We start from the raw sequence: 25,743 nt of genomic DNA, 5'->3' as shown, positions 1-25,743 counted from the left end.
GCGGGTTGGGCTGCGCTTTTGAGTAAGGCCTTGGATGAAGACGTCGATTAAACGATTGATTGCGCTCGCTGCGCTGCTTGCGCTCATGGGGGCAGGCGGACTGGCATGGTATGGCAACCGGCCCTTGCAGATCGAGCCCCTGCCGAAGATGCTCAATGTGGTACCCGGCACGAATTTGCGCAGCCTGAGCGCCATGCTCGAACGCGAGGGCGTGGTCGGCAATGCGCAGGTGTTCTGGCTGCTTGGACGCATACTGGGCAAGGCCGGGACGCTCAAGGTGGGCGTGTATACCCTTGACAGACCGCTGACACCGCTGGAACTGTACGCGATGATCCAGCGCGGAGAGGTCTCGCAGGCCATGGTGCAGTTCATCGAGGGCTGGAACTGGCGCGAGGTGCGTGCTGCGCTTGCCGCCCAGCCCATGCTGAAGAATGAAAGCGCCAGCATGAGCGATACCGAAATCCTGCAGGCCATCGGCGCCGGGGAGGATCACATCGAAGGACTGCTGTTTCCCGATACCTATTTTTATGCGCCTCATACCTCCGATCTCAGTGTGCTGCGCCGCGCCTATCGCCGGCAGCATGAGAAGCTCATGGCCGCCTGGGAGACCCGTGCCCCGGGCTGCCATACCGCACGCCGTATGAGGCATTGATCATGGCGTCGATCGTGGAAAAGGAAACCGGCGTGGCATTCGAGCGCCCCAGGATCGCCGGCGTCTTCCTGAACCGGCTCCGACTGGGCATGCGCCTGCAGACCGACCCCACCGTGATCTATGGCCTGGGCGAGCGCTTCGACGGCAACCTGCGCAAGGTTGATCTGCAGCGCGATACCCCATACAACACCTATACGCGCGCCGGGCTGCCGCCCACGCCCATCGCCATGCCGAGCGAGGCAGCCATCCAGGCTGCGCTCAATCCGGCCAGGACGGATGCGCTGTACTTCGTTGCGCGGGGCGACGGCACCCATGTATTCTCAAGCACGCTCGACGCGCACAACCGCGCGGTAAATCGCTACCAACGCTATCAACGATGATCCACGGAAAATTCATCACGCTCGAAGGCGTTGACGGCGCCGGTAAAAGCACCCATCTGGGCTTCGTCGCCGACTGGCTGCGCCGGCAAGGCAGGGAGATCGTCGTCACCCGCGAACCGGGTGGTACCCCGCTCGGCGAGACCTTGCGTGAACTGCTGCTGCACCGTGACATGGATGCCGACACCGAACTGCTGCTGATGTTCGCCGCCCGGCAGCAACATCTGGCCGAACTGATCCAGCCTGCGCTTGCGCGCGGCGCTTGGTCGTGTCCGACCGTTTCACCGATGCCAGCTACGCCTACCAGTGCGGCGGGCGCGGCATCGCCGCGGAACGGATCGCCGCGCTGGAAGCCTGGGTGCAACGCGGCTTTGCGCCCGATCTCACCCTGCTGTTCGACGTGCCGCCCGACGTGGCGGAAGCGCGCCGCTCGGCTGCGCGACCCGCCGACCGCTTCGAACGCGAGGCCGACAGCTTCTTCAGTCGCGTGCGCAACGCCTATCTCGAGCGGGCACGGGCCGAACCCGCGCGTATTCGCGTGCTGGATGCGCGTCACAGTATCGCCGACCTGCAAGCCGAGATCGGCGCATTGTTGAAGGAACTGGGGTGAGCGCGCCCTATCCCTGGTTGGATGCGTCCTGGCAGCGATTGCTGGCGACCNTGGCGCACCCGGCGCAGGCCTTGCTGCTGGCGGGACCGCGCGGGGTGGGGAAAGGCGCGTTGGCGCGGGCATGGGCGCAAGCGCTGCTGTGCGAGGCGCCGCAGCCGAATGGCGCGGCCTGTGGCGAATGTCCGGCCTGCCACTGGTTCGGGACGGACGCGCATCCTGACTTCCGGCTGCTCACGCTGCAGGAGAAAACCGGCAAGGAGGGGGAAACCCGCATGGCGACCGCGATCGAGGTCGACCAGGCGCGCGAGGCGGTCGACTTCGTGCAGCTCTCCACCTACCGGGCGGGGTTTCGCGTGGTGCTGGTCGATCCGGCGGACGGCCTCAATCTGGCGGCGGCCAACGCACTGTTAAAGGTGCTCGAGGAACCGCCGTTAAATACGGTATTCGTGCTGGTTTCGGATCAACCGCGCCGACTGCTGCCGACCATACGCAGCCGCTGCACCCGGATCGACATCGGCCTGCCGCCGGCCGATCAGTCAGCGCAATGGCTGGCCGGGCAGGGTGTGGATGACGCGATGGACCTGCTGGCGCTGTCCGGCGGTACGCCGCTCGACGCGCAGCGCTGGGCAGAGGGGGCCGAGCTGGACGAGCGGCGCGGCGTGCTGGAAGGCTTGGCAGATCCCGGCCGGCTCGATCCGGTCACCCTGGGCGAGCGCTGGAAGACGGTCAATCCGCAGATCTGGCACAACGTGGCATACAAGTGGCTGGGTGATTTGCTGTCGGTCAGGTTGCAGGGCAGCGTACAGTTCAACCGCGATTTTGCGGAAGTGTTGGTGCGATTGGGTGGCAAGGCCGATCTGGCTGGATTGCTGGCGCTTGCCAGAACGCAGGCGAACGAAGGCCGAACGCTGGCGCATCCGCTCAATCGGGCGTTGCAGCTCGAGGCCTGGCTGATCCAGTACCGGCACCTGTTTGATTGAAAAGGATCGATGATGAATGCAGCAGTCAACGATGTCGCAGGACAGGTGCGCCCTGGCGTGCTATCCCTGTCCATCAAGGAAAAGTCCGCGCTTTTTGCCGCCTACATGCCATTCATCAAGGGCGGCGGACTGTTCATTCCTACCAACAAGCAATACAAGATGGGCGAGGAAGTGTTCATGTTGTTGACGCTGATGGACGATCCCGCCAAGCTGCCGGTGTCCGGAAAAGTGGTATGGGTGACGCCTTCCGGCGCCCATGGCAGCCGTACCCAAGGTGTGGGCGTGCAGTTCGCTTTCAACGAGAGCGGCAAGGCGGCGCAAAACAAGATTGAAGGTTTGCTCGGCGGTTCGTTAAAATCGGTGCGTCCCACTCACACCATGTAACGCCGTCTGCGGCGTTCCCGAGCCGCATGTATATCGATTCCCACTGCCACATCAATTTCCCCGATCTCGCCGGCAAACTGCCGGAGGTCTTCGACCTGATGGCGGCCAACCAGGTGAGCCACGCGCTCTGCATCAGCGTGGAGCTGGAAAAATTCCCTGAAATCCGTGCGCTGGCCGAGGCGCATCCCAACGTCTATGCATCCGTGGGCGTGCATCCGGATCATGAAGACTGCACCGAGCCGACGGTGACGGAACTGGTTGCGCTGGCCGATCATCCCAAGGTGGTGGCGATCGGCGAGACCGGGCTGGATTATTTCCGGCTGACCGGCGATCTCGAATGGCAGCGCGAACGCTTCCGCACCCATATCCGCGCCGCGCGTGCCTGTCGCAAGCCCCTGGTCATCCACACCCGTTCCGCGGCCGACGACACCCTGCGCCTCATGCGCGAGGAGAACGCGGGCGAGGCGGGCGGGGTGATGCACTGTTTCACCGAAAGCCTGGCGGTGGCCGAAGCGGCGATCGAGCTGGGGTTCTACATTTCGTTTTCCGGCATCGTCACCTTCAAGAACGCCGCTGCGCTGCGCGAAGTGGCCGCCTCCATTCCACTGGAACGCATGCTAATCGAGACCGATTCGCCCTATCTGGCGCCGGTGCCGCACCGCGGGCAGACCAATCAGCCGGGATTCGTGAAGCATGTGGCGGAAGAAATCGCGCGGGTGCGTGGCATGACGGCCGAAGCGGTGGGTGAAGCCACGACGCGGAATTTCTTTCATCTGTTTGCCGCAGCCCGAGCCTGATTCCCCATTTCCGGTACTGCGCGGCCGAGACCCCAACCCGGGGGCAAGAAATAGGAGCAAGCCTGGCTGGCTCGGCTCAAGTAGCTGGGGGCCCCCTAGCCAAGGCGTCAGAGGCCGGCGGTTTCCAGTTCGAACTGGATTGCCTGGATGCCCGCGCGTGCGCAGGCCTCGTCCTGTTCGCCCGTTGCAGCGCCGGAGACGCCGACCGCGCCGACGATGTTGCCGGCAGCCTCGATCGGCACGCCGCCAGCAGAAAACACGAGTCCTTCGACCTTGCCGACCGAGAACGGTTGGGTAAAACGATCAACCATTGCCGACGTGGCAGCGTTGAAGTTGACCGCCGTATAGGCCTTCTGCTTGCTGATCTCCAGGGTGATGCGCGGCGCCAGCGTGTCGCGCAATACCACCATGGCATCGCCACTGCGATCGACCACGGTCACCCCGATCTGGATACCCTGCTTGCGGCAGGCCTCCATCGCGGCATGGGCGAGTTTTCCGGATGCCTCGACGGTGAGCCTGGGAATTTTGACGATGACGGGTTCTTCCGCGGCGATCGTAGGCGAGGCGAACAATACGGAACAACTTGCAGCGATCAAAGGGAGTTTGCGCATGGGATGTCCTCCAGTTGGTTGATGCGGGGAATGTGCTGCGGCCATCCGGAAAAGGCCGCAGGCAGCCATCTCTCTCCGTATGGAAGGATGCCACATACGGAGTGGAATCAGACTATTGTCCGAAGAACGACTTCACTTTATCCATGAACGACTGTGCGCGGGGATTATTGTTGCGTCCCGGGCTCAAGTCATCAAACTCACGCAGCAGTTCGCGTTGGCGCTCGGACAGGTTCACCGGCGTCTCCACCAGCATGTGGCACATCAAATCGCCCGGCGCGTGGCTGCGCACGCCCTTGATCCCCTTGCCGCGCAGGCGGAACACCTTGCCTGACTGTGTTTCGGCAGGGATCTTGATCTTGGCGTGGCCGTCCAGCGTGGGAATCTCGACCTCGCCGCCGAGCGCGGCGGTGGCGAAGCTGATCGGCATTTCGCAATGCAGGTCGTCGCCGTCGCGCTTGAACACCGGGTGCTCCTTGAGGTGGATCACCACATAGAGATCGCCCGGCGGGCCACCGTTGACGCCGGCTTCGCCTTCGCCGGCCAGACGGATGCGGTCCCCGCTGTCGACGCCGGCGGGAATCTTGACCGACAGCGTCTTGTGTTTCTTGACGCGGCCTTCGCCATGGCAGCTGGTGCAGGGATCGGCCACCATCTTGCCGGTGCCGCCACAGCGCGGGCAGGTCTGCTGCACCGAGAAAAAGCCTTGCTGGATGCGGACCTGCCCGTGTCCACCGCAGGTGGTGCAGGTGGTCGGCTGGGTACCGGGCTTGGCGCCGCTGCCGTGGCAGGTGCCGCATTCTTCCAAGGTGGGAATGCGGATCTTGGTTTCGGTGCCGCGCGCGCCTTCCTCCAGTTCGATTTCCAGGTTGTAGCGCAGATCGGCGCCGCGATAGACACGGTCGCGACGGTTGCCGCCGCCCCCTCCGAAGATGTCGCCAAAGATGTCCGAGAAGGCGTCGGAAAACCCGCCGCCGCCAAAGCCGCCGCCCATGCCGGCCTGCTGGTCGATCCCGGCATGGCCGAACTGGTCGTAGGCGGCGCGCTTGTCCGAATCGGACAGGATTTCGTAGGCCTGCTTGGCTTCCTTGAATTTCTCCTCCGCGCTCTTGTCGTCAGGATTGCGGTCGGGATGGTGCTTCATGGCCAGCTTGCGGTAGGCCTTCTTGATTTCTTCGTCCGAGGCGTTCTTGGTGACGCCGAGGACTTCGTAGTAGTCGCGTTTTGACATGGTGGTGAGCGGGGAACGGTGAGCAGTAAGCGGAAAAGACGAAAGCGGTGAACGGCGCTAACCGCTCACCGCTTACCGTTCCCTTTATTACTTGTCCTTCACTTCTTCAAACTCGGCATCGACCACGTTGTCGTCCGCGGCATGGCTGCCCGCGCCTGCTTCCGTGCCCGGCTGCGCGCCGCCTTTGGCCTGCTCGGCCTGGTACATCTGCTCGGCGAGCTTGTGACTGGCGGTGGCGAGCGCATTGGTCTTGGCCTCGATGGTGTCCTTGTCGCCTTCGCGCACGGCGTCTTCGGCTTCCTTCAATGCGGCCTCGATCGCGGCTTTTTCGTCGGCCGACACCTTGTCACCGTACTCGGTGAGCGACTTTTTCACCGAATGGATCATGCCGTCGGCGGCGTTGCGCGCAGTCGCCAGTTCGACGGCCTTGTGGTCTTCGGCGGCATTGGCTTCGGCGTCCTTCACCATGCGCTGGATTTCCTCCTCGCTCAGACCGGAGCTGGCCTGGATGCGGATGGTGTTTTCCTTGCCGGTGGCCTTGTCCTTGGCCGACACGTGCAGGATGCCGTTGGCGTCGATGTCGAAGGTGACTTCGATCTGCGGCATGCCGCGCGGCGCCGGCGGAATGTCGGACAGGTTGAATTGGCCGAGGCTCTTGTTGCCCGAAGCGACCTCGCGTTCGCCCTGCAGCACGTGCACGGTCACCGCGCTCTGGTTGTCGTCGGCGGTGGAGAACACCTGCGAGGCCTTGGTCGGGATCGTGGTGTTCTTCGGGATCAGCTTGGTCATCACGCCGCCCAGGGTTTCGATGCCCAGGGAGAGCGGCGTGACGTCGAGCAGCAGCACGTCCTTGACCTCGCCCTGCAGCACGCCGCCCTGGATCGCGGCGCCCACGGCCACGGCTTCGTCCGGGTTGACGTCACGGCGCGGGTCCTTGCCGAAGAAGTCCTTCACCGCGTCCATTACCTTGGGCATGCGGGTCTGGCCGCCGACCAGGATGACGTCGTCGATCTGCGAGGTGGTGAGGCCGGCATCCTTCAGCGCCATCTTGCACGGATCGATGGTGCGCTTGATCAGATCTTCCACCAGCGCTTCGAATTTGGCGCGGGTGATCTTCACCGCCAGGTGCTTGGGCCCGGAGGCGTCGGCCGTGATGTAGGGCAGGTTGACTTCGGTCTGCTGGCTCGAGGACAGCTCGATCTTGGCCTTTTCCGCCGCTTCCTTCAGGCGCTGCAGCGCGAGCACGTCCTTCTTCAGGTCGACGCCCTGTTCCTTCTTGAATTCTTCGGCGATGTAGTCGATCAGACGCTGGTCGAAATCCTCGCCGCCAAGGAAAGTGTCGCCGTTGGTGGACAGCACTTCGAACTGGTGCTCGCCGTCCATCTCGGCGATCTCGATGATGGAGATGTCGAAGGTGCCGCCGCCGAGGTCATACACGGCGATCTTGCGGTCGCCTTCCTTCTTGTCCATGCCGAAGGCAAGGGCGGCTGCGGTCGGCTCGTTGATGATGCGCTTGACGTCGAGGCCGGCGATGCGGCCGGCGTCCTTGGTCGCCTGGCGCTGGCTGTCGTTGAAGTAGGCCGGTACCGTGATCACGGCTTCGGTGACTTCTTCGCCCAGATAGTCCTCGGCGGTCTTCTTCATCTTGCGCAGGGTTTCGGCCGACACCTGCTGCGCGGCCATTTTCTTGTCGCGCACTTCCACCCAGGCGTCGCCGTTGTCGGCCTTGACGATCTTGTAGGGCATCAGGCCGATGTCCTTCTGCACTTCCTTCTCTTCGAAGCGGCGGCCGATCAGGCGCTTGACCGCGAACAGGGTGTTCTTCGGGTTGGTGACGGCCTGGCGCTTGGCCGGCGCGCCGACCAGGATCTCGCCATCTTCGGTGTAGGCGACGATGGACGGCGTCGTGCGCGCGCCCTCGGCGTTCTCGATCACCTTCGGCGTGCCGTTTTCCATGACCGCCACGCAGGAGTTGGTGGTACCCAGGTCAATGCCAATAATGCGTCCCATGATGCGTTCCTTCTTAAAGAGATTGAATTGATTCGAATGTGGGGAGGCGGCGCCTATTTCAAGACTGTTTCAGTCCTTGCCCTTGGCGACTATCACCAGTGCTGGCCGCAGGGTGCGGTCGTGCAGGCGGTAGCCTTTCTGCAGCACGGTGACCACGGTATTGGCCGGCTGGTCGGACTCGACCATCTGGATGGCCTGGTGCTGGTGCGGGTCGAATTTCTCGCCCATCGGATTGATGTCGTTCAGGTTGAACTTGCCGAAGGCGGCCACGAGTTGCTTCAGGGTCAGTTCGACGCCGTCCTTGAGGTTTTCCACGCTCGGCGAGTCGACCGCCAGCGCAGCTTCCAGGCTGTCCTTCACCGCCAGCAACTCATTGGCGAAGTTTTCCACCGCGAACTTCCGCGCCTTCTCCACGTCGTCCGCGCGGCGGCGCATGTTCTCGGTCTCCGCCTTGGCACGCAGCCAGGCGTCGTGATGTTCGGCGGCCTGGAGTTCGGCCGCTTTCAGCATCTCCTCCAGGCTGGGCATGGTTTCTTTCTCGGCCTGGGTTGTGGCCGGGCTTGCATCGGTGTTGAGTTCGTCCTGCATGTGGGCTCCCAATTGGTACTGGCGGAGAACTGGGGACGAATGACCGGGATTCAAGGGGCTAAAGTCATTTTTCTGCCTCAGAGGCGGGAAACCGTGGATTCTGCATTCAATTTGCCGGGCGCGGGCGCTTCCGGTATGATGCGCCGCTCTCGGAGAGGTGGATGAGTGGCTTAAGTCGCACGCCTGGAAAGCGTGTTCAGGATAATATCCTGACGGGGTTCGAATCCCCCTCTCCGCCATACCCCTATATTCTGCGCGGCTTATCGGCGGGATTCCAGACATACCCATACACCAACCCCTATATCTCGGGTGCGCCTAGTTCGGTCCGGGCTCTTGGCGTCTCAGGGTTTCAGCAATACGCCATGGCTGGTTTTATGCCGGCTTAGCACGTGACTGATGACGGCTCTGCGGTGTCAATTCTGTCGTATGCTGTGCCACACAGAATCCAACCGACTTAGGTACCAAGTTGCTTGAATGCCCCTATATTCCGCACCTTTTCGGTGACGCCGTAGAAGAACTCTACCGAAGACCTAGCGACTGGCTAACGGCGGCTGTTCATAGTTCAATAGCTTGGCCGGCGGATGAAGATGTAATGGTCCATTACGACGGTGAGGACTACTTCTTACGGGCAGTTCGGAAGATCGAGAACCACACTGTCGGCCCGTGTATCTCGATGCGTTGCCGTAAAGGTCAAGAGCACGAAGTGCTGAACAAGGTCTATCGCTTCGCTTCCGTATTTGGCTGGTTCAACAATGGCTATGTCGACATTACTGGGCACATAACCGGTAGCCGCCCCATCCTATATTCGGCAGGTTCTCAAAACCGCACACCTACTGCGTGGCGTATGGGGCTCAGTTGTAACCATATGCCGTTGATTCGGGACGATAACTCGCGCCGAGCCTTGGCGTTTTGGAGGGAAGGCATGCGACTGGAGCACTTCCACGACGGCTATGCTTTTCTGAGCTTTTACAAGGTGATCGAGTCCCAGTTCGATCACGGTGGCCAACGGAAACGCTGGATTGGCCAGGCACTCATGGACTTAAGCGGGGACGCCCGAGATCGCGTAAACGCCTTGGGCGAAGAGGGATTTGACGTTAGCAAGCATATATTCGAGAGCGGTCGCTGCGCCGTCGCCCACGCGTCTCTCACAGGGGAAGTGGTAGACCCTGATATTCCTGCGGATCGTATTCGACTCACAAAGGACTTGGTTGTAGTCAAAGCATTGGCGGAAAAATATATCCGCGAGGAACTTGGGGTTCCGGACCGCTCTGACGTTCATTGTCATCGGGATCGGCTTCAACCCCTTTACTCGTACATGCGGCCCGAGCACGTTGACGAACTCAAACAGGGTGGATCGGTACTGCGCCGCAAGATTGGGCTAAACGGGTTGCGGGTGGCGATAAACTGCTGGCCGAACGCTGCTGCGGAGCCATTTACGGGCCTTGGCTTGACGGTTCACTCTGCGCATAATGGGCCTGTTCTGGTATGTGCAGAAAACGACAGGCGCACATTGCAACTCGTATTTCTCCTGGACTTTACGAAGGGCCGAGCCCATACGAATATCGACCAGAGTGGCTTCGTAGCGCCGGCGGATGGGGGACAATTGGAGGATGCGGTTGTCTACCTTGAATATTACAAATCGGTATTGGGTAACGGCATAATTGAAGTGATGCTGCCCAACGGGGAAAAATCGATTGCGAGATCGTAATCCCTGTGAATATCGACCTGAGCCGCACTTTCTCTGCGGTTGATAAACAGATCGCAGCATTAAGAGAACAAAATACTGATATCCCGCAGGGGGAGACGAGACCGCTCCTCTCCCTAGCGAGCAAGCGTGAGTCCAATGGGAACTGTGGCGCAATAGCAACCTTTCGGGCGAAAATTTCTTGAATGGTGCGCATCAGATATACTGCACATTATGAAAAAGCTTCAGGTGAAACTTCTTCGCTCTTCGTCGGGGCAATTCGTTCGAGCCAAAAACCTGGGGAACGACCAGTGTTACGATGGTTGGCGACCTCATGATTGAGCCCAAGACCCTTAAAGGCACTCAAGGCGGGGCCAAGTTTATGGTTCATGTCTCCCACCAGTTTAGGGCCAATCAGCAAGCCGCTAGGGTAATCCGCGCCATCGCTGAGACTCCGATTTCTGACGAACAGCGGTTGAAAGCCGCAAAGCTGGCTGCAAAAGCTAAAGCGGCGCAACAATCTGCTGTCACAGCACGTTTCCGTAAAACCGCGGCCTAATGCTGTCGGAAGGGGGCTTTACTGCGCTGATCCCGATAAACGAGGTAGCGCAAAGCGAGCTATATCGTATCGACAGCTTCTCGAGCGGCGAAACTAGTCTCGATAGTTTCTTGCACTCTGAGGCAGCGAATCTGCACTCGGATCATCTAGGCCATACTAGCCTTTTGTTCCATGAGGACTTCGCGAGCGTGGTTGGTTATATAACTTTGTCCAACGACGCTATTCCCCTAAAAACCAGCGAGATTGGCGATCTTGGCCTTGCCTACGAAATTGAATTACCCGCATTCCCGGCTGTAAAATCGGTCGCCTCGCCGTCCATCAAAGTCTTCAGCGGCAGGGCATCGGCAAACTAATCCTCGATCTTGCTATCGGCGAGCTTGCCGGAATTCAATCGATCACTACCGGACGTATGCTGATCACGGACGCCATCAACCAAACCAAGGTGATCTCCTTCTATCAAAAACATGGTTTCATGGAATCCTATTGGGCTGCTGACAGGATCAAGAACCACGGCGGCAAGATGAAGGAACGGTCAACGATCAAAATGATTCGAGATATTTACGCTTGAATGCCCCCAGACACCGCAGCCAGAAACAGTGGCTTCGGTTTGTGCCAATATCCTTGCTATCCACGCCAAGAAAGTCACAGCATCCAAACCCGCTCTTTGACCGCGCCAAATGCCACGCTGGGACGTAGCATTAACCCGCCAGCTTATTGAACAACGCTACGGGCGCGAGCAGCTTTATCGTGCCCGGCATTGTCTACGTGCCGTACATGAGCGCCAGCGTCACGCGCGTTACCACTTTCAGGAAGCGAAGCGTCTGCTAAAGACCCATATTGACGACCGCCTTGAAACCGAAAGCATTCATGCGCTGACGTTGTTCCCCGAGGCTAAAGAGCGGGCCACTCTGGACGAATGCCTGATGATGGTCGAGGCGAACATGATCGCGTGTGCCCAAGGTATCCATTCAATCCCGGACTCCCTCGCCCACGTTGTCTATTTCGCGCTCGGTCAGAACCTCGGACCCAAGCCATTGAAAGAGTGTGATGTCAGTGTTCGAAGTATCGTCACGGTGTTGGCGGCAAGCACTCCGAAACACATCGAAATCGAGCACATTCTTCGTGGGGTGGCCGACCAACCTTCTTTCGCTGCCCTCAACGCTATCGTAAATCACGGCAAGCATCGGGGCATCGTCGAACCGTGCTTAGCTATTGAGCCGGTGGGCCGAGACACACCATACGCTATGGAGTTTGGTGCTATTACATATGGCGGCAGAAACTATCCAGAACGTGAGATAGAAGAAGTGATAGCACCGGCGTATGAGGTCGCGTCTCATGCCGTTGTTGATATTGGAAACGCCATCAATCGGGCGCTCTCCATCGATTCATGACGCGAGAGCGGTGCTGGGCCGGCTTGCGCCAACACCCGACACCAAACGTCAAGGCAACGACCGTCCTTGAAGCGCGTCACGGATAAGCCGCCGTTCCGCGAGTTCAACCTGCTCAGCAAGACACAGCGAAAGCTCGCCGGGTTCGTCGGCGAAGGCTCCGGCGATTTCGAGCATCACCCCGACCTCACGCGGCGTAAGGCTGTGGAAGATGACTTCTCAGGGTTGCGCCTATCGCTGATGACTGGCTGGCGGTGCATGGCTACGACTTGCCCGAGGGGTCAGAGGCTAGGCGGCTGGTGCTGGCTGAGTTCGCCAAGGGTGGCCGCGTGTATGCCTGACTCGTCAGAGGTGGCCGGAGGTACTGGGCAGCAGCGGCTGCGGTCCGACTGTTCCAGCACTATCAAGCAACGCTAGGGGCGCACTGGGGAAGCCCATGAGGGTGAAGGGGAGGGGGCTATTACCGCGTATGGCGGCTAATCATGAACCCGGAAGCTGCCACACTTGATAGATACTGAAGCCCGCCCCGAATAGGAAGGAAAACAGCGCAAGCCAGCCAAGCGCATGCAAGATACCGGGATGCAGCCACCAGTGCGATGGCGCTTTGTATCCCAGAGAGCACGCCAATTGATGTCGCCCGCGTAGAACTTAGCAGTACCCCTGTCCATCTAGCGAGCATTGTTTGCGTTGAGTAGTAGCCGAGGATGGCAAGCACCAAGGCCACGACAAGGCCGACTACAAAAGCGATGAGCACGGTATAGGGGTGGGGCACTTGGGCATGGTCGGATGAGACATAGGCGAGCATAGCCACCGCCCCACCAGCATTGACCCCAAAGAGCATGCTTGTCATTGCTTGTGCTGCCGTTGTTTCGTTCTGCAATAGCCGTGAGTCCTCGGGCTCTATTCTAGAGAGGTACCACTCTCGCTCCTCTTTGTCGGCCTTCGTCCAGTATCCGCCGCTCCCCACGTTTGCTGCCATATGGTCTCTCTCCGCATTGTCAAGTAATGAGCCAATCATAGCGGATGGGGTGCGGCGCTGCGCCCCCACGGGGAAACCGCAACAGCGGGAGATGAAGATAGACCTCACAGAAATTTCGCTTTAATTTTCTGAGCGGCTTCGGTGTCTCTGAGCAGGGTAAAGGCTACGCCCGTGGAGAGTTTTAGTTATGATGTCAGCCCACAAGAGCCGGTGTTGAGCGGCTGGGACTAAGCAAGGGAGGGGAAAATGGAAGAGCAAACATTCTTGAGTCTGGATGATGTGAAGGTCACGAGTGCGCGGTTCATAGTGCCCTCACAAACCTTTGCTATGGCCGGCATCACGTCAGTGAAAAATAGCGAGCAGCGCCCTACTAGGGTGTATCCGATCTGGTGCGGGATTTTCGGCGTTGTTGCGCTTATAGCGGATGCCTACGCGGTCGGGATCGGGTTGCTTGTCCTTGCTGCCGTTTGGTGGATAGGTCAAAAGACGCAGTACCACGTTGTCTTAGCCACGGCAGGTGGTGAAATGACGGCGCTGACGAGTAAGGACCGCGCCTACATTTCCAATGTGGTGAAGGCTCTGAATGATTCGATAGTGGCGCGGGGGTAACCACCTTTTCCCATATGTTGAAAGAAGAGCAGGCTGCCGAGTTGTTGCGGCGATGTGAGTCCATCGCTGGCCGCGCGCTTAAGCAAACGAGGGGTAATCTAAGGAGGGCGGAAACACGGGCGGCGGCAGTATGGGAACTAGTTGTTTCTGAGGCCGTGGCACAGCTCGGGCGTGTGGAGCTTGAGCCTCNNCGGGGTGGGCCAGATATCCGGCTGGAACTGCCGACGGGCCGGTGGGTGTCTATCGAAGTGACCTATCTGAACCCCCGTTTTGAGGATGAAGAGCGGCGCAAATCTCTCGTGGCGCGGTGGGTACATGAAGCCCTTTCGTCGCTCGTCCCTAACCAGTTCCTGCTCCGCTGCGAGTTTCACGGAGCTTACGGCCACCCCGCTGGGCCAAAGCTCGACTTGCCACAAGAGCACGACAGAAAGCGGTTCCTTGCGAGCGCTGACGTCGCGCAGTTTCTCTCGGCTGTTGCAGGCCGCCCCCAAGAGCAGCACCAAGCAAGGCTGAGCGATTATCCCGTTACTTTAATGTCGTCGCCGCGCCCGCTTGGCAACCCTGGGTTCCTGACCGTGGGAGGGCCGTGTCTGGAAGCACCCAAAGTGGTGAGTGAACATGCTGCCCACCGTGCATTGCGCGCAAAGGTCCGACAGCATAGTGTGAACGGACCGCATCTCGTCTGCATTGGCAGTGACGTGAGTGGGGCTCTCTCCAGCTTCGCTAGCAGCGGCGGCATTCGTCTTGAACATGCCCTTGGGGCGGCTGTCCATAAGGAGGGAGGAGTTTCTGGTGTGCTTGTTGTGAATGTTGAGCAAGCGACGGTTCTGGGGCCCGGAGTTTCTCGCGTTGCGCGTAGCACCAGTTATCCGGTGGCAGATTGCAGGTACCCACTCACTGACGAGGAGTGGGAGTTCATCAGACAGCTTGACTTTAATCGCTGGAAATTCACCTTCCCGTTAACCCGGAAAGAAGTGGAGCCAAGGCACCGCTATCGGCACCCTGATGGCCCGCTCAAGCTCGGTTCATCCGCCGGAGGCAGCATGAAACTCACCATACCCGCTTACGTGCTCACCGATGTTTTAGCTGGAAGAAAAAGCNTTCTGGATGAATATGGGGGCGTTGGCGATATGCTTGGCGGCGCGGTCATGCGTTGCTTGGCAGAGGGTTGGACAGTAGTGGGTTGCGAATTCCGTGGGGGCGACATTCAACAGGGAAAGACACCGATGGTAGAGCTTGAGCTTTCACCTNCCCACGAGGCGGTTTTCTGGCCGAGGGCAAAGGAGGACCACAGGTCTACCTGAGGGACTTGCGTTGGCAGGGCACCTCGCACACAATCTTCTGGCGCTCTCAGCGGGAACACCTCTGGGAACATTGCGTAAGCGGCTCCACGGAAACCCGCGCCGTTGTTTGATGTAGCAGGGAGGCCATCCAGTCCCCCTCCCCGCCATAATTCCCTTCATTTCCCTTATCAGCAGCCCAGCCCGCGGGCCCTAGGAGTCGACAGCTCCCGGCCGATGGCCGCGGGCGCATGCGGCAGCCCGGGCAAGCAGCAGCGCACGTTCGCGCGCGTTGCGGGTGAGGGTGGCGGCGCGTTCGAACTCGGCACGGGCTTCGGCGATGCGGTCCAGGCGGGCCAGCAGATCGCCGCGTACGCTCGGCAGCAGATGATAATTTTCCAGGCTGGGTTCGCCAAGCAAGGTGTCCACGATTTCCAGCCCAGCTATGGGACCAAAGGCCATGGCCACCGCCACGGCGCGATTGAGCGTGACGACCGGTGAGGGGGCAACCTGGGCAAGCGCGTCATAGAGGGCGGCAATACGTGCCCAGTCGGTGACGTCGGCGGTGGCGGCACGCGCGTGGCAAGCCGCAATGGCCGCTTGCAGGGTGTAGGGGCCTAGCGGGCCAGGCTGGGATTCGGCGCGCTCAAGCGCGGCCAGGCCGCGGCGGATAAGCAGAGGGTCCCAGCGCGCACGATCCTGGTCGAGCAGCAGAATGGGTTCGCCTTTCGCGTCGATGCGCGCGGCAAGCCGCGAAGCCTGAATTTCCATCAGGGCGACCAGGCCGTGAACTTCCGGTTCGGACGACATGAGTCCGGCGAGCACGCGGCCCAGGCGCAGCGCCTCCTCGCACAGCGCCGGACGTACCCAATCGTCGCCTGCAGTGGCCGAATAGCCTTCGTTGAAGATGAGATACAGAACCTCGATCACCGACGCGAGACGGTCCGCCAGCTCCACGCCGCGCGGCACTTCGAACGGCACGTGCGCGGCCGCGAGCGTGCGTTTTGCGCGCACGATGCGTTGTGCAATGGTGGCTTCTGGCTTGAGGTAGGCGCGTGCGATCTCGTCGGTGGAGAGACCGCCCATGATGCGCAGCGTCAGCGCGCTGCGCGCTTCGGGCGAAAGCACGGGGTGGCAGGCAGTGAAGATCAGGCGCAGCAGGTCGTCGCCCACGTCGTCGCTGAGCGCGTCGTCGACTCGGTCATTGAAGTCGGCGGTAGCCATTGCGTGCTGTGCGTCGAGCTCGCGGCTGAGCTCCTCGTGTTTCGGCGCGGCCAGCTTCTCGTGACGCAGGTGATCGAGCGCACGGCGCTTGGCGGTGGTCATCAACCAGGCGCCGGGATTGTCCGGCACGCCTGTCGCCGGCCAGTGTTCCAGCGCGGCGACCAGCGCATCCTGCGCAAACTCCTCGGCCAGGCCGACGTCGCGCAGCATGCGTGCAACGCTGGCGATGACTCTGGCCGCTTCGATGTGCCAGATCGCCTCGATGGTGCGGGCGGCTTCGCTGCCCGGACTAGGCGTGCCCATAGGCCTGTTTCAGCGTGGCAATATCAAGCTTGGTCATTTGCAGCAACGCCTGCATGACCCGATTGGTGCGGTCGGCATCGGGGTCGCTCATCATGTCGCCTACTATGCGTGGCACGATCTGCCAGGGCAGGCCGAATCTGTCCTTGAGCCGGCCGCATTGCACAGGCGCGCCGCCGTCGCCCGTGAGCAGGTCGATTTCGTCCTGCGCATCGCAGTTGACGATGTGAGACGCCGTCGTTGAAGCTGAAGTGCGGTCCGCCGTTGATCGCCAGCCAGGTCTGGTCGAACAGCTCGAAACTCATGGTACGGACGCTGCCCGCGGGAATTCGTTGGCGCCACAGCGCGCGAGTCCCGTGATCTTCAATTCACTGAAAGCCGACGCGAGGAACCGGGCGGCTTCTGCGGCCTGGTCCTTGAAACACGAGCAGGTCGTCAGAGTATGCATGGATTTCCCCGGGTTTCATGGTGGTCTCAGAGACTGATCAGGGTCTTGAATCCGCCCCAGAACATGCGCTCGCCGTCGAAGGGCAGGGCCGCTGGATCCATCATGCTACCCAGGCGCGGGTCGGCCATGACTTTTTTGTTGATGCGGTCGCGGTCCTTGCGGGATTTGTACACGATCCAGGCAAATATCACGGTTTCGCCGTCCTTGAGCTTCACGCTCTGCGGGAACGACGTGTGCTTGCCAGGCTGGACGTCGTCGGCAAGGCATTCGACATATTCGAGCGCGCCGTGCTCGCGCCATATCTTGCCTGCCTTGCGGGCCATGCGACGATAGGCCGCCAGATTGGCGGTGGCAACGGGGAGGACGAAACCGTCTACGTAGGGCATGGACATCTCCTTGTTATGCGGGCTGTACGTGGACCAGTTCCCAGATGTGCCCATCCGGGTCCTGGAAGCCATGGCCGTACATGAAGCCATGGTCCTGGGGTTCGTTGTAGGTCGAACCGCCAGCAGCAACGGCAGCGCGTACCATGGCGTCTACCGCTGTCCGACTGTCGCGCGACAGGCAGACCAGCACTTCCGTATGTTTCATGGCATCGCATACCGGCTTGGGCGTGAAACTCTGGAAGCGATCGCGTACCAGCAGCATGACGAAGATGTTGTCGCCGATGACCATGCAAGTTGCCGTGTCGTCGGTGAATTGCTCGTTGAAGCTGAAGCCGAGCTGGGTGAAGAATGCAATCGAGCGTCTGAGGTCGGCAACGGGCAGATTGACGAATATCTGGGTGGACATGGAATCCTCCTCTAAACAGGGAAGTTCAGCTGGGCGCAGGACAGGTGCAATCCACGGCCAGATGGGGGCATGGGCGACGTTTGCGCTTTTCCGATGGCCTAGCCGACATAGCAGGGCGCGACCTCGCGTACCTCGACGGTGGCCCATTGCGCAGCGGGACACGCGCTGGCGATGGCGATGGCCTCCTCGCGCGTGGCGCAGTCGATAAGGAAAAAGCCGCCGACCATCTCCTTGGCCTCGGCAAAAGGCCCGTCGCGCAAAATGGCCTTGCCCTCGCGTTGCTGGATCCGCACGCCATGTTGGTCGGGGCGCAGCGATTCGCTGGCGCGCAGCAACCCGCGCGCCGCGAGTCCCTGGCCGTAGCGCACCATGTCGTCATAAAGCTGCCGAGCTTCTTCCTGGGTGCGCGTATCGCGTTGTCCGCGCGGTTCGACGATCAAAAGCAGATATGCCATGGTTTCTCCTGGGTGGGGATCGACACGGGAACTTCCTTTTGCCGGGGGCGGCCGGGTCGGACCACGATATGGGAAGGGTTTTCCACCACATGTCGACGAATGCGGGTGCGTTGATCAGCTACCGAGTGCTGCAACCGCGGCCTGGATTTCCTGCGGACTGAGGTCGCGGGTATGGGTGGCGATCGACCACTGGTGTCCGAAGGGGTCTTCGATCCTGCCGTAGCGGTCGCCCCAGAACATATCGTCGACCGGCATCGTGACTTTGGCGCCGGCGGCGACGGCTTGGTCGAACGTTGCGTCGACATCCGTGACATAGAGATGGATCGTCACGGGCGAGCCTTGGCCGGGTTGCGGCCCCAGCGAGCCGCAGTCGGGGAATTCGTCGACCAGCATGAGGTTGGAGTCGCCGATGCGAATCATCGCATGCATGAGTTTGCCTTCCGGGCCGGGCAGCCGTGCCAGTTCGACGGCGCCGAAGGCCTTGCCGTAAAACATGATGGCATCGGCGGCACCGTGGCATACCAGGTGAGGNGTGATCGTATGCATGCCATTCGGGATGGGGTTTGCTTGGATTGGGCTCATGTTTTTCTCCTGTCGGATTGAATAGGGCGGAAACGCATTCCGGTCCGGTGCTTCACTTCGTACGACGTACGGCGTGCTGCCAAATCGACAGATTGCCGATCGGGGCTGTGTCCAGAGGCGTCGTTATTGCTTGGCCGTGTCCATGTCGCGGAAACGCTCGATCGCGGCCGACGGCGCAAAGTCGTCCAGTTCGTACAATTGTCGCACTTCGATTTCTGCCGGCTTGCCCGCACCGACCGGATTAGGGAAGCGGCGCGCCCATTCCAGGCCTTCTTCGCGCGTCTTCACTTGGATCAGCGTATAGCCCGCGATCAGTTCCTTGGTCTCGGTAAATGGGCCATCGAGTACGCTGCGCGTCTCGCCGTCATAGCGGATGCGCCAGCCTTGCGCGCTTGGCTTAAGCCCGGATGCATCGAGCAGCACGCCGGCCTTGGCCAGTTTCTCGTGGTAATCGGCCATGTCGGCCAGCAGGGCTTCATCGGGAGCCGGGCGCGTTGCGGCTTCGGACTCGGTGGTGGCTTTGACGATAATCATGAATCGCATGGGTTTCTCCTGGTTGTTTCGGGTGGGAATCGGACCATTGTCTGAGGTCAGCGCAAGTCCTTCATCACTACGACGAAGCAGGCCGGGGAAAATCGACACCTGTCAGGCTGTTTTTCGGATCCTGGCAGAAGGGATCAGGGGTCGGCGCACGGAGCGGGCATGCCGGTGTGTCCGGAGCATACGCGGCGTTGAAAATAAATTAGAATGCCAAGCTTCTGAAATTTCAAGCTTCGGAAGCCTGTCGATGCGGCCCAGCCTGGAGATATCTCCTTGTGCCGCCAACACTAAGCGACCCATATAAATACAGCAATGCCCAAATACGCCTACCATGGCAGGCTTTCCGTAGTCGTTCCCGTCAAGAATGAACAGGACAACGTCGAACCGCTGGTGCGCGAAATCGCGGCGGCGCTGTCCGGAAACACGACGTTTGAAATCATCTATGTCAACGATGGCAGTACCGATGCCACGCAGGCACGGCTGGATGCGCTGAAAACCGAATTTCCCATGCTGCGGGTGATCCGGCATCGCAGTTCGTGCGGACAGAGCCGGGCCGTGACGACAGGCGTGACTGCGGCGCGCCATGAGTGGATCGCAACGCTCGACGGGGACGGGCAGAACGACCCTGCCGACATTCCCGCCTTGCTGGCCCGGCTGGCCGATCCGGCACAACCGCCTAATCTGGAACTTCTGGCTGGTTGGCGAGCTCGCCGCAACGACACCTTCCTGCGCAGGCTGTCGTCGAAAATCGCCAATGGCGTACGCTCGCGCATGCTGAAGGACAATACCCCGGATACCGGCTGCGGCCTCAAGGTATTTGCCCGCGAGACCTTCCTGCAGCTACCCAATTTCGACCATATGCACCGCTTCCTGCCGGCATTGGTGATGCGCAACGGCGGCGCAGTGGTATCGGTTCCGGTCCACCATCGTGCGCGCGAGCGCGGCACCTCCAAGTATGGCGTGCACAACCGACTGTGGGTGGGCATCGTCGACCTGTTCGGCGTGGCCTGGCTGCAGCGTAGGGTGCGTCTGCCTGTCATCGAGTCCAATTCCGACCTGTAAATGAGGGCGCGCGTCATCGTCAAGGGCCTGGCGCTGATATTGAGTCTGGCGCTGCTGGGCTACCTGTTCAAAACCAGTGACCTGGGCAGCAGCGTCAACGAGGCCTGGATCGATGCGCGGGTGCGCGGGCACGGCGTCAACGGTGCGCTGCTGTTCCTGCTGATGGGCGGGATTTTTACCGCCATCGGCCTGCCACGCCAGATCATTGCCTTTCTCGGCGGCTATGCCTTCAGCGTCGGGCTGGGCACTCTGCTTGGCGCGCTGGCCGCGTTGCTGGGCTGCATACTGAGTTTCGGCTATGCCCGCCTGTTCGGCAAAGGCCTATTGCGGGCGCGGCTGGGAGAGCGTGCCCATCGTTTCGACCGATTCATACACGACCATCCGTTTGCCATGACGGTGCTGGTCCGCCTGTTGCCGGTGGGCAACAACCTGCTCACCAATCTGGCTGCGGGCATCTCCAGCATCCGGCCGGTGCATTTCCTGGTCGGCACATTGCTCGGCTATCTGCCGCAGACGCTGGTGTTCGCCCTGGTGGGCAGCGGCGTGCAGATCGCACCGGCTCTGAAACTCGCGCTCGCCATCGGTCTGTTCCTGATCTCGGGCGCGCTGGGCGCCTACCTGTATAGACATTTCCGCCACGGCCAGAGCCTCGACGCGCAGATCGATGCGGCACTGGACGAGAATATCGATGCCCATGAATCCACAACGCACATCTGATCTCTCTGGACGCAACCTGTTGCTGTTCAGCCTGCTGCTGCTGGCTGCCCTGGCTGCGGTGGCGATCCTGACGCGTCCCCTGACTCCGATCGACGAGACGCGCTATGTCAGCGCAGCATGGGAGATGTGGCTGCGTGGCGACTTTCTGGTGCCGTTCAAGAATGGCGCGCCCTATAGCGACAAACCACCGTTCATGTTCTGGATGTTCCAGGCCGGCTGGGCACTGTTCGGCGTCAATGATTGGTGGCCACGCCTGGTGCTTCCCTTGTTTTCTGCCGGTGGACTGTTGCTGACCTATCGGCTCGCCNCCCGACTGTGGCCCCGGCATGCAAGTCTCGGCGGACGGGCCGCGTTGGTGTTGGTGAGCGCCTTGTTGTGGATCGTTNTTTCCACATCGGTCATGTTCGACGTGATGCTGACCTTCTGGGTCCTGATCGGCCTCCACGGCGTGTTGGCGGCCACCGAGGGAAAGCGCCGCGGCTTCGTCATGCTGGGGGTGGCGATCGGCCTGGGCGTACTGACCAAGGGACCGGTCATCCTGCTGCATCTGCTGCCCGTCGTCGCGCTGGCGCCATGGTGGAATCCGGGTCTGAAATGGAAACGCTGGCTCGGCGGCACGCTGCTGGCAGTACTGCTGGGCGCGGCCATCGCGCTGGCGTGGGCGCTGCCGGCCGGGTTTTCAGGGGGCGAGGCGTATCGCAATGCGATTTTCTGGGGCCAGACAGCCAACCGCATGGTCGAGTCCTTCGCGCACCGGCGGCCGTTCTGGTGGTATGTACCCCTGCTGCCCTTGTTGCTGTTCCCCTGGTTCGTTTGGCCGGTCTGGTGGAAGGCGCTGATCCAGCACCGTCGTGAGGGCCTGGATCGCGGTTCTCGCTTCTGCCTGGCGTGGATGCTGCCGGTGTTCGTGGCTNTTTGCTTCATCAGCGGCAAGCAGCCGCATTATCTGGTTCCCCTGTTTCCCGCTTTCGCCTTGCTGACGGCGCGGCTGATGGCGGGACGTGCGGACGCGCGCGTCGGGCTGCCGGCCTTGCTGGCGGCGGTGCTTGGGNGTGTGCTGGTCCTGGCTGCCACAGGACATATTGCAGCCTTGCATCGTCAGGTGACGGCATTGCCGCCGGCCTGGCCGGGTTGGGTCCTGATTGTGCTGGCTATTGCCGCGTGGGTGGCGGGCCGGCGCGGTGTGGCGCCGATACCGAATCTGGCCCTGCTCGGCGCGGCCCTGATGGCGCTGGTGCAAATCGCTGCGATGCATTCGATCGAGCCCATGTACGACGTCAAGTCGATGGCACAGGCAATCAAAGCGGTACAAGATGAAGGTCGCCCGGTTGCGAATATCGCGACCTACCATGCGCAATACCAGTTTCTCGGCAGGTTGGAAACGCCCTTGGCCGAAGTGACCGGGGCCCGCGCGACGCAATGGCTGGCAACTCATCCGCAAGGCTATGCCGTGGTGTATCTGGGCAATAGCCGCCAGCTGGCTGGGGTTTCAGCGCGCTACAAGCAGCCCTACCGCGGCGGTGGCGCGGTCCTGGTGAACGCACAAACGGCGGCCGCACTGCTGGCCGCCCCGACTGAATAAGGCGACTCAGGCCTCGGCGTCGCGTTGCGGCAGGACCACTTCGCGCGAGGGCGAAATGGTCGAGATGGCGTGCTTGAAGATCATCTGGGCGGCCTGATCCTGACCTTTCAGCAGCACCACAAACTGGTCGAACGATTCGATTCGCCCCATGAGCTTGATCCCGTTCACGAGAAACACCGAGACCGGGATGCGTTCCTTGCGCAGGGTGTTGAGGAAAACGTCTTGCAGGTGGTTGTATTCTTTGCTGGCCATGATCGGCTCCCTATCAGGTGAAGACGAGGCGAAGCCCCGTTTAATATTATTAGCGGATTACTCGATTTTTGCATCGGTGCGCGCTGCCGTGATGGCGTCGCGGATGCGCTGTTGCTGCAGCTGCTTGACGATTTCACTCCGCACGGCATCCAGCGGCGGCAGCTTGGGCGTACGCGTATCGTCGAGACGGATGATGTGGTAGCCGAATTGCGTCTTCACCGGGGTTTTGGTGATTTCGCCTTTNTTCAGGCCAGCCAGCGCGTCGGAGAATTCGGGCACGAAGGCACGCCGGTCGGACCAGTCCAGTGCGCCGCCGTTCTTGGCGGAGCCGGGATCCTTGGAATATTTCTTCGCCAGATCTTCGAATTTGGCCTTCTTGCTGCCCAACTCGGCGATCAGTTTCTTCGCTTCGGCCTCGGTTTTCACCAGAATGTGGTGGGCCTGGTATTCCGGCTCCATCGGCTCCGTTTTGGCTTTGTCGTACATCGCCTGGATTTCGGCGTCGGTGACCGGGTGGGCCTTGACGTAATCCTCCAGGTAGGCCTTGGCAAGCTGATCCTTGCGGCGGATATCCAGTGCCGCGGCCAGATGCGGTTCCTTGTCGAGTCCCTTGTCGAGCGCGGCGCGCGACAGCAGTTCAAGATTGATCAGGGACTCGCGTACGCGGGCATCCAGTTGCGGGGAGTCGGGCTGGCCCTGGGCCATTTCGCGCTTGACCAGGTCGCCGTACAGGGCGGGAATTGCCTTGCCGTTGACCACAGCCAGCGGCTTGTCGGCGGCCGCGGCCGGAGTGGGGTCGCAGGCGCGGGTGTTTGCGCCNTGTGCCAGCGGGGTAAACGCCAGCATGATCAGGGCGGGGAGAAGGGCAAGACGCATTCGGATTCCTTTCAGAGTTCTTCCGGGGTTAAAGCAGTGATCGACAACGCATGAATCTCGCGTTGCATGAGCTCGCCCATGGCTTCGTATACCAGTCGGTGGCGGGCGAGGGTGGAAAGATTACGAAATTTATGTGACACCAGGGTGAGACGGAAGTGCCCGCCACCCGAGGCTGCCCCGGCGTGGCCTCGGTGCTGGGCGCTTTCGTCTTCCAGCGTGTAGGTTTCGGGCTCCAGCGCGGCAAGGCGCTGGCGGATCAGGTCGGGCGTGCTCATGCGGGCAGGGTTTTCCTGAAGGGTTTGACGCTGACGCCGGCATAGACGCCCGCCGTGACATAGGGATCGGCCTCGGCCCATGCCTGTGCGTCGGCGAGCGTGTCGAATTCGGCGACGATCAGGCTGCCGGTGAACCCTGCAGCGCCCGGGTCATTGCTGTCGATGGCCGGGAACGGGCCGGCCAGCAACAGCCGTCCGGCCTGCTGCAAGGCATGCAGACGTTCCACATGGGCGGGGCGGGCGGCCAGTCGCCGATCGAGGCTGTCGGCCGTATCCTGGCCGACGATGGCATAGAACATTATTGCTTTTCTTCCTTGTCGAACGATTCTTTATCCAAATACCGGGTCAGCATCATGCTTTGGCCGATTACGAACACCAGCATCAACCCCAGACTGCCGAACAGCTTGAAATCCACCCAGGTATCCGTCGAGAAGTTGAAGGCGACAAACAGATTTGCAACCCCNATGAAGGCAAANAATCCACCCCAGCTCGCGTTCAACCGACCCCATGCGACGTCAGGAAGTTCCATCTGTTCGTTCATGACGCTTTTGATGACGTTGCGGCCGAAGGCGGCGGCCCCGAAAATGATGCCGGCGAAAATCCAGTACAGCACGGTCGGCTTCCATTTGATGAAGCTTTCGTCGTGCAGCCACAGTGTGGCGCCGCCGAACAGCACGATGATGCCAAGGCTGACCCACATCATGGTGTCGGCCTTGTGGCCGCGCAGCTTGACCCAGGCGATCTGCCCGACGCTGGCGACGATGGCGACCAGCGTAGCGAGGTAGATGCCGGGCTTCNNGCCCACGCCTGTCGGTTGGGGCAAGCCAAGACCGGCCAGCAAGGTACGCGTGGCGTCGGCGTTGGCGTCGCCCAGCTTGTAGGCGATGAAAAAGACGATGATGGGGAAGAGGTCGAACAGCAGTTTTTTCATTATGGTGGGGCCGCGCAGTCAGCCGTAATTCGGGCGATTTCTTATTTTGCTATGATTCCCCCTCCTGACCAAGCGCTTTTGGCGCTGGTCGCCAGACCCGATCATCGATGCTCAATATCGATCTGCATTGCCATTCCAACGTGTCAGACGGCGTATTGCCGCCCGCCGAAGTCGTTGCGCGCGCAGCCGCGAACGGCGTGCATGCGCTCGCGCTGACCGACCACGACGACGTGGCAGGGCTTGCTGCTGCGCAGGCGGCGGCCGAGGGCACGGAGCTGGCGCTGATCCCGGGCGTCGAGATCTCGGTGACCTGGAGCGGACAGACGGTCCACATCGTCGGCCTGCGCATCGATCCTGTTCATCCGGAACTGGCGGCTGGCCTGCACAACATCCGCATGGGCCGCATCGAGCGTGCGCAACGCATGGGGGACGACCTGGCGCGATCTGGCATCGTCGGTGCGTATGAAGGCGCCTATGACTTTGCCGCCAACAAGCAAATGGTCGGCCGCACGCATTTCGCCCGCTGGCTGGTGGCGCAGGGCCATGCGCCCGACATGCGCGGCGCGTTCCGGCGCTTCCTGACGCGCGGCAATCCCGGCTACGTCGAGCACCAGTGGACCACGCTGGAAAACGCCGTCGGCTGGATTCGCGCCAGCGGCGGCATGGCCGTGATCGCGCACCCGGGGCGCTACGCTTTCAATGCGCGCGAACTGCACCTGCTGCTGGACGCCTTCCGCGCGCTGGGCGGCGAAGGCATCGAGGTCATCACCGGCAGCCACCATCCATCCGAATACGGCAAGTTTGCCGACCTGGCCCGTGCATTCGGCCTCAAGGCTTCGCGCGGGGCGGATTTTCATGCGCCGGGCGAGGGCATCGATATCGGCCGGCTGCCCGCGCTGCCGCACTACTGCCAGCCGGTCTGGCAGGGCTGGCCGGAGCTTGAACCGCATTTTTCCCTTTCCCCGACCTGA

At 61.2% G+C, this 25,743-nt stretch carries 29 protein-coding genes, 1 tRNA gene and 2 pseudogenes; 16 read left to right on the top strand and 16 right to left on the bottom strand.

Annotated features, from left to right (window positions below; all coding sequences use genetic code 11):
* The first annotated feature begins 34 nt into the window (after positions 1-34).
* The 5 genes and pseudogenes from mltG (at position 35) to HZY77_RS04975 (ending at position 3,800) form a co-directional block, all read left to right on the top strand.
* A pseudogene (gene mltG, locus HZY77_RS04995) lies at positions 35-1,032 on the top strand (endolytic transglycosylase MltG).
* Positions 1,029-1,639, top strand: a pseudogene (gene tmk, locus HZY77_RS04990) (dTMP kinase). The pseudogenes mltG and tmk overlap by 4 nt, the downstream one beginning before the upstream one ends.
* Entirely contained in the window at positions 1,636-2,619 is a 984-nt protein-coding gene (gene holB, locus HZY77_RS04985) for a DNA polymerase III subunit delta' (RefSeq protein ID WP_296819374.1), read from the top strand. The pseudogene tmk and the gene holB overlap by 4 nt, the downstream one beginning before the upstream one ends.
* Before the next feature lie 12 nt (positions 2,620-2,631).
* Positions 2,632-3,003, top strand: coding sequence for a PilZ domain-containing protein (locus tag HZY77_RS04980; protein WP_018509422.1), 372 nt, complete (start codon positions 2,632-2,634; stop codon positions 3,001-3,003).
* Between the two features lie 26 nt (positions 3,004-3,029).
* Positions 3,030-3,800 (top strand): TatD family hydrolase, encoded by a 771-nt coding sequence (locus tag HZY77_RS04975; RefSeq protein ID WP_296819372.1) that lies wholly within the window; start codon positions 3,030-3,032, stop codon positions 3,798-3,800.
* Between the two features lie 107 nt (positions 3,801-3,907).
* Here the strand turns inward: HZY77_RS04975 and HZY77_RS04970 are convergent, their stop codons facing one another.
* From HZY77_RS04970 to grpE, 4 genes are all read right to left on the bottom strand, one after another.
* Entirely contained in the window at positions 3,908-4,411 is a 504-nt protein-coding gene (locus HZY77_RS04970; RefSeq protein WP_296819370.1) for a heme-binding protein, read from the bottom strand.
* A gap of 112 nt (positions 4,412-4,523) precedes the next feature.
* The gene (dnaJ, locus tag HZY77_RS04965) at positions 4,524-5,639 is read right to left on the bottom strand and encodes a molecular chaperone DnaJ (RefSeq protein ID WP_296658367.1); all 1,116 of its coding nucleotides are present in this window, start codon (positions 5,637-5,639) and stop codon (positions 4,524-4,526) included.
* 87 nt (positions 5,640-5,726) lie between these two features.
* On the bottom strand, positions 5,727-7,649 hold the full coding sequence (gene dnaK / locus HZY77_RS04960; protein WP_296819368.1) for a molecular chaperone DnaK: 1,923 nt from the start codon (positions 7,647-7,649) through the stop codon (positions 5,727-5,729).
* Between the two features lie 69 nt (positions 7,650-7,718).
* Positions 7,719-8,237 carry a nucleotide exchange factor GrpE gene (gene grpE / locus HZY77_RS04955; RefSeq protein ID WP_296819366.1) on the bottom strand — a complete coding sequence of 173 codons (519 nt, stop codon included), beginning with the start codon at positions 8,235-8,237 and terminating at the stop codon, positions 7,719-7,721.
* Positions 8,238-8,388: 151 nt separating this feature from the next.
* Between grpE and HZY77_RS04950 the strand changes: the two genes are divergently transcribed.
* The 6 genes from HZY77_RS04950 (at position 8,389) to HZY77_RS04925 (ending at position 11,871) form a co-directional block, all read left to right on the top strand.
* Positions 8,389-8,476: transfer RNA gene (locus tag HZY77_RS04950), tRNA-Ser, on the top strand.
* A gap of 464 nt (positions 8,477-8,940) precedes the next feature.
* Positions 8,941-9,945, top strand: coding sequence for a methylamine utilization protein MauJ (gene mauJ, locus HZY77_RS04945; protein ID WP_296819364.1), 1,005 nt, complete (start codon positions 8,941-8,943; stop codon positions 9,943-9,945).
* Between the two features lie 310 nt (positions 9,946-10,255).
* On the top strand, positions 10,256-10,480 hold the full coding sequence (locus HZY77_RS04940) for a hypothetical protein (protein ID WP_296819362.1): 225 nt from the start codon (positions 10,256-10,258) through the stop codon (positions 10,478-10,480).
* Complete coding sequence (locus HZY77_RS04935; protein WP_296819360.1) at positions 10,480-10,833, top strand: hypothetical protein; 354 nt, start codon at positions 10,480-10,482, stop codon at positions 10,831-10,833. Before HZY77_RS04940 ends, HZY77_RS04935 begins: the two co-directional genes overlap by 1 nt.
* Entirely contained in the window at positions 10,755-11,048 is a 294-nt protein-coding gene (locus HZY77_RS04930) for a GNAT family N-acetyltransferase (protein ID WP_363154600.1), read from the top strand. Before HZY77_RS04935 ends, HZY77_RS04930 begins: the two co-directional genes overlap by 79 nt.
* 109 nt (positions 11,049-11,157) lie before the next feature.
* Entirely contained in the window at positions 11,158-11,871 is a 714-nt protein-coding gene (locus HZY77_RS04925; protein ID WP_296819357.1) for a hypothetical protein, read from the top strand.
* A gap of 48 nt (positions 11,872-11,919) precedes the next feature.
* Here the strand turns inward: HZY77_RS04925 and HZY77_RS04920 are convergent, their stop codons facing one another.
* Positions 11,920-12,045 (bottom strand): hypothetical protein, encoded by a 126-nt coding sequence (locus HZY77_RS04920; RefSeq protein WP_296819355.1) that lies wholly within the window; start codon positions 12,043-12,045, stop codon positions 11,920-11,922.
* 1,048 nt (positions 12,046-13,093) lie between these two features.
* On the opposite strand from HZY77_RS04920, the gene HZY77_RS04915 reads away from it, so the two are divergent.
* A complete protein-coding gene (locus HZY77_RS04915; protein WP_296819353.1) occupies positions 13,094-13,456 on the top strand; it encodes a DUF6232 family protein in 363 nt (120 codons plus the stop codon).
* A gap of 1,493 nt (positions 13,457-14,949) precedes the next feature.
* Here the strand turns inward: HZY77_RS04915 and HZY77_RS04910 are convergent.
* The 6 genes from HZY77_RS04910 to HZY77_RS04885 all read right to left on the bottom strand — a co-directional run bounded on the left by HZY77_RS04910 (position 14,950) and on the right by HZY77_RS04885 (position 19,080).
* The gene (locus HZY77_RS04910) at positions 14,950-16,263 is read right to left on the bottom strand and encodes an RNA polymerase sigma factor (RefSeq protein WP_296819351.1); all 1,314 of its coding nucleotides are present in this window, start codon (positions 16,261-16,263) and stop codon (positions 14,950-14,952) included.
* A gap of 471 nt (positions 16,264-16,734) precedes the next feature.
* The gene (locus tag HZY77_RS04905) at positions 16,735-17,094 is read right to left on the bottom strand and encodes a DUF1428 domain-containing protein (protein ID WP_296819348.1); all 360 of its coding nucleotides are present in this window, start codon (positions 17,092-17,094) and stop codon (positions 16,735-16,737) included.
* Between the two features lie 13 nt (positions 17,095-17,107).
* A complete protein-coding gene (locus HZY77_RS04900; RefSeq protein WP_296819345.1) occupies positions 17,108-17,500 on the bottom strand; it encodes a VOC family protein in 393 nt (130 codons plus the stop codon).
* 98 nt (positions 17,501-17,598) lie between these two features.
* Positions 17,599-17,955, bottom strand: coding sequence for a YciI family protein (locus tag HZY77_RS04895; protein WP_296819343.1), 357 nt, complete (start codon positions 17,953-17,955; stop codon positions 17,599-17,601).
* A 114-nt stretch (positions 17,956-18,069) separates the two neighbouring features.
* The gene (locus HZY77_RS04890) at positions 18,070-18,537 is read right to left on the bottom strand and encodes a VOC family protein (protein WP_296819341.1); all 468 of its coding nucleotides are present in this window, start codon (positions 18,535-18,537) and stop codon (positions 18,070-18,072) included.
* Between the two features lie 123 nt (positions 18,538-18,660).
* Complete coding sequence (locus HZY77_RS04885) at positions 18,661-19,080, bottom strand: YciI family protein (protein ID WP_296819339.1); 420 nt, start codon at positions 19,078-19,080, stop codon at positions 18,661-18,663.
* Between the two features lie 309 nt (positions 19,081-19,389).
* Here HZY77_RS04885 and HZY77_RS04880 point away from each other — a divergent pair, with 309 nt between their 5' ends.
* From HZY77_RS04880 to HZY77_RS04870, 3 genes are read left to right on the top strand one after another with little or no spacing between them, the layout of a single operon-like run.
* On the top strand, positions 19,390-20,139 hold the full coding sequence (locus HZY77_RS04880) for a glycosyltransferase family 2 protein (protein WP_296819336.1): 750 nt from the start codon (positions 19,390-19,392) through the stop codon (positions 20,137-20,139).
* On the top strand, positions 20,140-20,856 hold the full coding sequence (locus HZY77_RS04875; RefSeq protein ID WP_296819333.1) for a VTT domain-containing protein: 717 nt from the start codon (positions 20,140-20,142) through the stop codon (positions 20,854-20,856).
* The gene (locus HZY77_RS04870; protein WP_296819331.1) at positions 20,834-22,438 is read left to right on the top strand and encodes a glycosyltransferase family 39 protein; all 1,605 of its coding nucleotides are present in this window, start codon (positions 20,834-20,836) and stop codon (positions 22,436-22,438) included. Before HZY77_RS04875 ends, HZY77_RS04870 begins: the two co-directional genes overlap by 23 nt.
* Before the next feature lie 6 nt (positions 22,439-22,444).
* Here HZY77_RS04870 and hfq read toward each other — a convergent pair whose 3' ends face one another.
* From hfq to HZY77_RS04845, 5 genes are all read right to left on the bottom strand, one after another.
* Complete coding sequence (gene hfq, locus HZY77_RS04865) at positions 22,445-22,690, bottom strand: RNA chaperone Hfq (protein WP_018077292.1); 246 nt, start codon at positions 22,688-22,690, stop codon at positions 22,445-22,447.
* Positions 22,691-22,747: 57 nt separating this feature from the next.
* The gene (locus HZY77_RS04860; protein WP_296819329.1) at positions 22,748-23,566 is read right to left on the bottom strand and encodes a peptidylprolyl isomerase; all 819 of its coding nucleotides are present in this window, start codon (positions 23,564-23,566) and stop codon (positions 22,748-22,750) included.
* Positions 23,567-23,577: 11 nt separating this feature from the next.
* Positions 23,578-23,841 (bottom strand): BolA family protein, encoded by a 264-nt coding sequence (locus HZY77_RS04855; RefSeq protein ID WP_018509405.1) that lies wholly within the window; start codon positions 23,839-23,841, stop codon positions 23,578-23,580.
* Complete coding sequence (locus tag HZY77_RS04850; protein ID WP_296819326.1) at positions 23,838-24,140, bottom strand: YciI family protein; 303 nt, start codon at positions 24,138-24,140, stop codon at positions 23,838-23,840. Before HZY77_RS04850 ends, HZY77_RS04855 begins: the two co-directional genes overlap by 4 nt.
* Complete coding sequence (locus HZY77_RS04845) at positions 24,140-24,772, bottom strand: septation protein A (RefSeq protein WP_296819324.1); 633 nt, start codon at positions 24,770-24,772, stop codon at positions 24,140-24,142. Before HZY77_RS04845 ends, HZY77_RS04850 begins: the two co-directional genes overlap by 1 nt.
* 107 nt (positions 24,773-24,879) lie before the next feature.
* Between HZY77_RS04845 and HZY77_RS04840 the strand changes: the two genes are divergently transcribed.
* On the top strand, positions 24,880-25,743 hold the full coding sequence (locus HZY77_RS04840) for a 3',5'-nucleoside bisphosphate phosphatase (RefSeq protein WP_296819321.1): 864 nt from the start codon (positions 24,880-24,882) through the stop codon (positions 25,741-25,743).

Origin of the sequence: Thiobacillus sp. (assembly GCF_013693775.1) — a bacterium.
Classification (GTDB): Bacteria; Pseudomonadota; Gammaproteobacteria; order Burkholderiales; family Thiobacillaceae; genus Thiobacillus.
The sequence above is the reverse complement of the archived record's forward strand: the minus strand, read 5'-3'. Positions and strand labels throughout refer to the sequence as shown.

Excerpts from the sequence above, each read along its gene's own strand:
- HZY77_RS04980 (WP_018509422.1), top strand. The coding sequence starts at position 2,632 with ATGAATGCAGCAGTCAACGATGTCGCAGGACAGGTGCGCCCTGGCGTG.
- HZY77_RS04975 (WP_296819372.1), top strand. The coding sequence starts at position 3,030 with ATGTATATCGATTCCCACTGCCACATCAATTTCCCCGATCTCGCCGGC.
- HZY77_RS04970 (WP_296819370.1), bottom strand. The coding sequence starts at position 4,411 with ATGCGCAAACTCCCTTTGATCGCTGCAAGTTGTTCCGTATTGTTCGCC.
- dnaJ (WP_296658367.1), bottom strand. The coding sequence starts at position 5,639 with ATGTCAAAACGCGACTACTACGAAGTCCTCGGCGTCACCAAGAACGCC.
- dnaK (WP_296819368.1), bottom strand. The coding sequence starts at position 7,649 with ATGGGACGCATTATTGGCATTGACCTGGGTACCACCAACTCCTGCGTG.
- grpE (WP_296819366.1), bottom strand. The coding sequence starts at position 8,237 with ATGCAGGACGAACTCAACACCGATGCAAGCCCGGCCACAACCCAGGCC.
- HZY77_RS04940 (WP_296819362.1), top strand. The coding sequence starts at position 10,256 with ATGATTGAGCCCAAGACCCTTAAAGGCACTCAAGGCGGGGCCAAGTTT.
- HZY77_RS04935 (WP_296819360.1), top strand. The coding sequence starts at position 10,480 with ATGCTGTCGGAAGGGGGCTTTACTGCGCTGATCCCGATAAACGAGGTA.
- HZY77_RS04925 (WP_296819357.1), top strand. The coding sequence starts at position 11,158 with ATGCCACGCTGGGACGTAGCATTAACCCGCCAGCTTATTGAACAACGC.
- HZY77_RS04920 (WP_296819355.1), bottom strand. The coding sequence starts at position 12,045 with ATGCTCGAAATCGCCGGAGCCTTCGCCGACGAACCCGGCGAGCTTTCG.
- HZY77_RS04915 (WP_296819353.1), top strand. The coding sequence starts at position 13,094 with ATGGAAGAGCAAACATTCTTGAGTCTGGATGATGTGAAGGTCACGAGT.
- HZY77_RS04910 (WP_296819351.1), bottom strand. The coding sequence starts at position 16,263 with ATGGGCACGCCTAGTCCGGGCAGCGAAGCCGCCCGCACCATCGAGGCG.
- HZY77_RS04905 (WP_296819348.1), bottom strand. The coding sequence starts at position 17,094 with ATGCCCTACGTAGACGGTTTCGTCCTCCCCGTTGCCACCGCCAATCTG.
- HZY77_RS04900 (WP_296819345.1), bottom strand. The coding sequence starts at position 17,500 with ATGTCCACCCAGATATTCGTCAATCTGCCCGTTGCCGACCTCAGACGC.
- HZY77_RS04895 (WP_296819343.1), bottom strand. The coding sequence starts at position 17,955 with ATGGCATATCTGCTTTTGATCGTCGAACCGCGCGGACAACGCGATACG.
- HZY77_RS04885 (WP_296819339.1), bottom strand. The coding sequence starts at position 19,080 with ATGCGATTCATGATTATCGTCAAAGCCACCACCGAGTCCGAAGCCGCA.
- HZY77_RS04880 (WP_296819336.1), top strand. The coding sequence starts at position 19,390 with ATGCCCAAATACGCCTACCATGGCAGGCTTTCCGTAGTCGTTCCCGTC.
- HZY77_RS04875 (WP_296819333.1), top strand. The coding sequence starts at position 20,140 with ATGAGGGCGCGCGTCATCGTCAAGGGCCTGGCGCTGATATTGAGTCTG.
- hfq (WP_018077292.1), bottom strand. The coding sequence starts at position 22,690 with ATGGCCAGCAAAGAATACAACCACCTGCAAGACGTTTTCCTCAACACC.
- HZY77_RS04855 (WP_018509405.1), bottom strand. The coding sequence starts at position 23,841 with ATGAGCACGCCCGACCTGATCCGCCAGCGCCTTGCCGCGCTGGAGCCC.
- HZY77_RS04850 (WP_296819326.1), bottom strand. The coding sequence starts at position 24,140 with ATGTTCTATGCCATCGTCGGCCAGGATACGGCCGACAGCCTCGATCGG.
- HZY77_RS04840 (WP_296819321.1), top strand. The coding sequence starts at position 24,880 with ATGCTCAATATCGATCTGCATTGCCATTCCAACGTGTCAGACGGCGTA.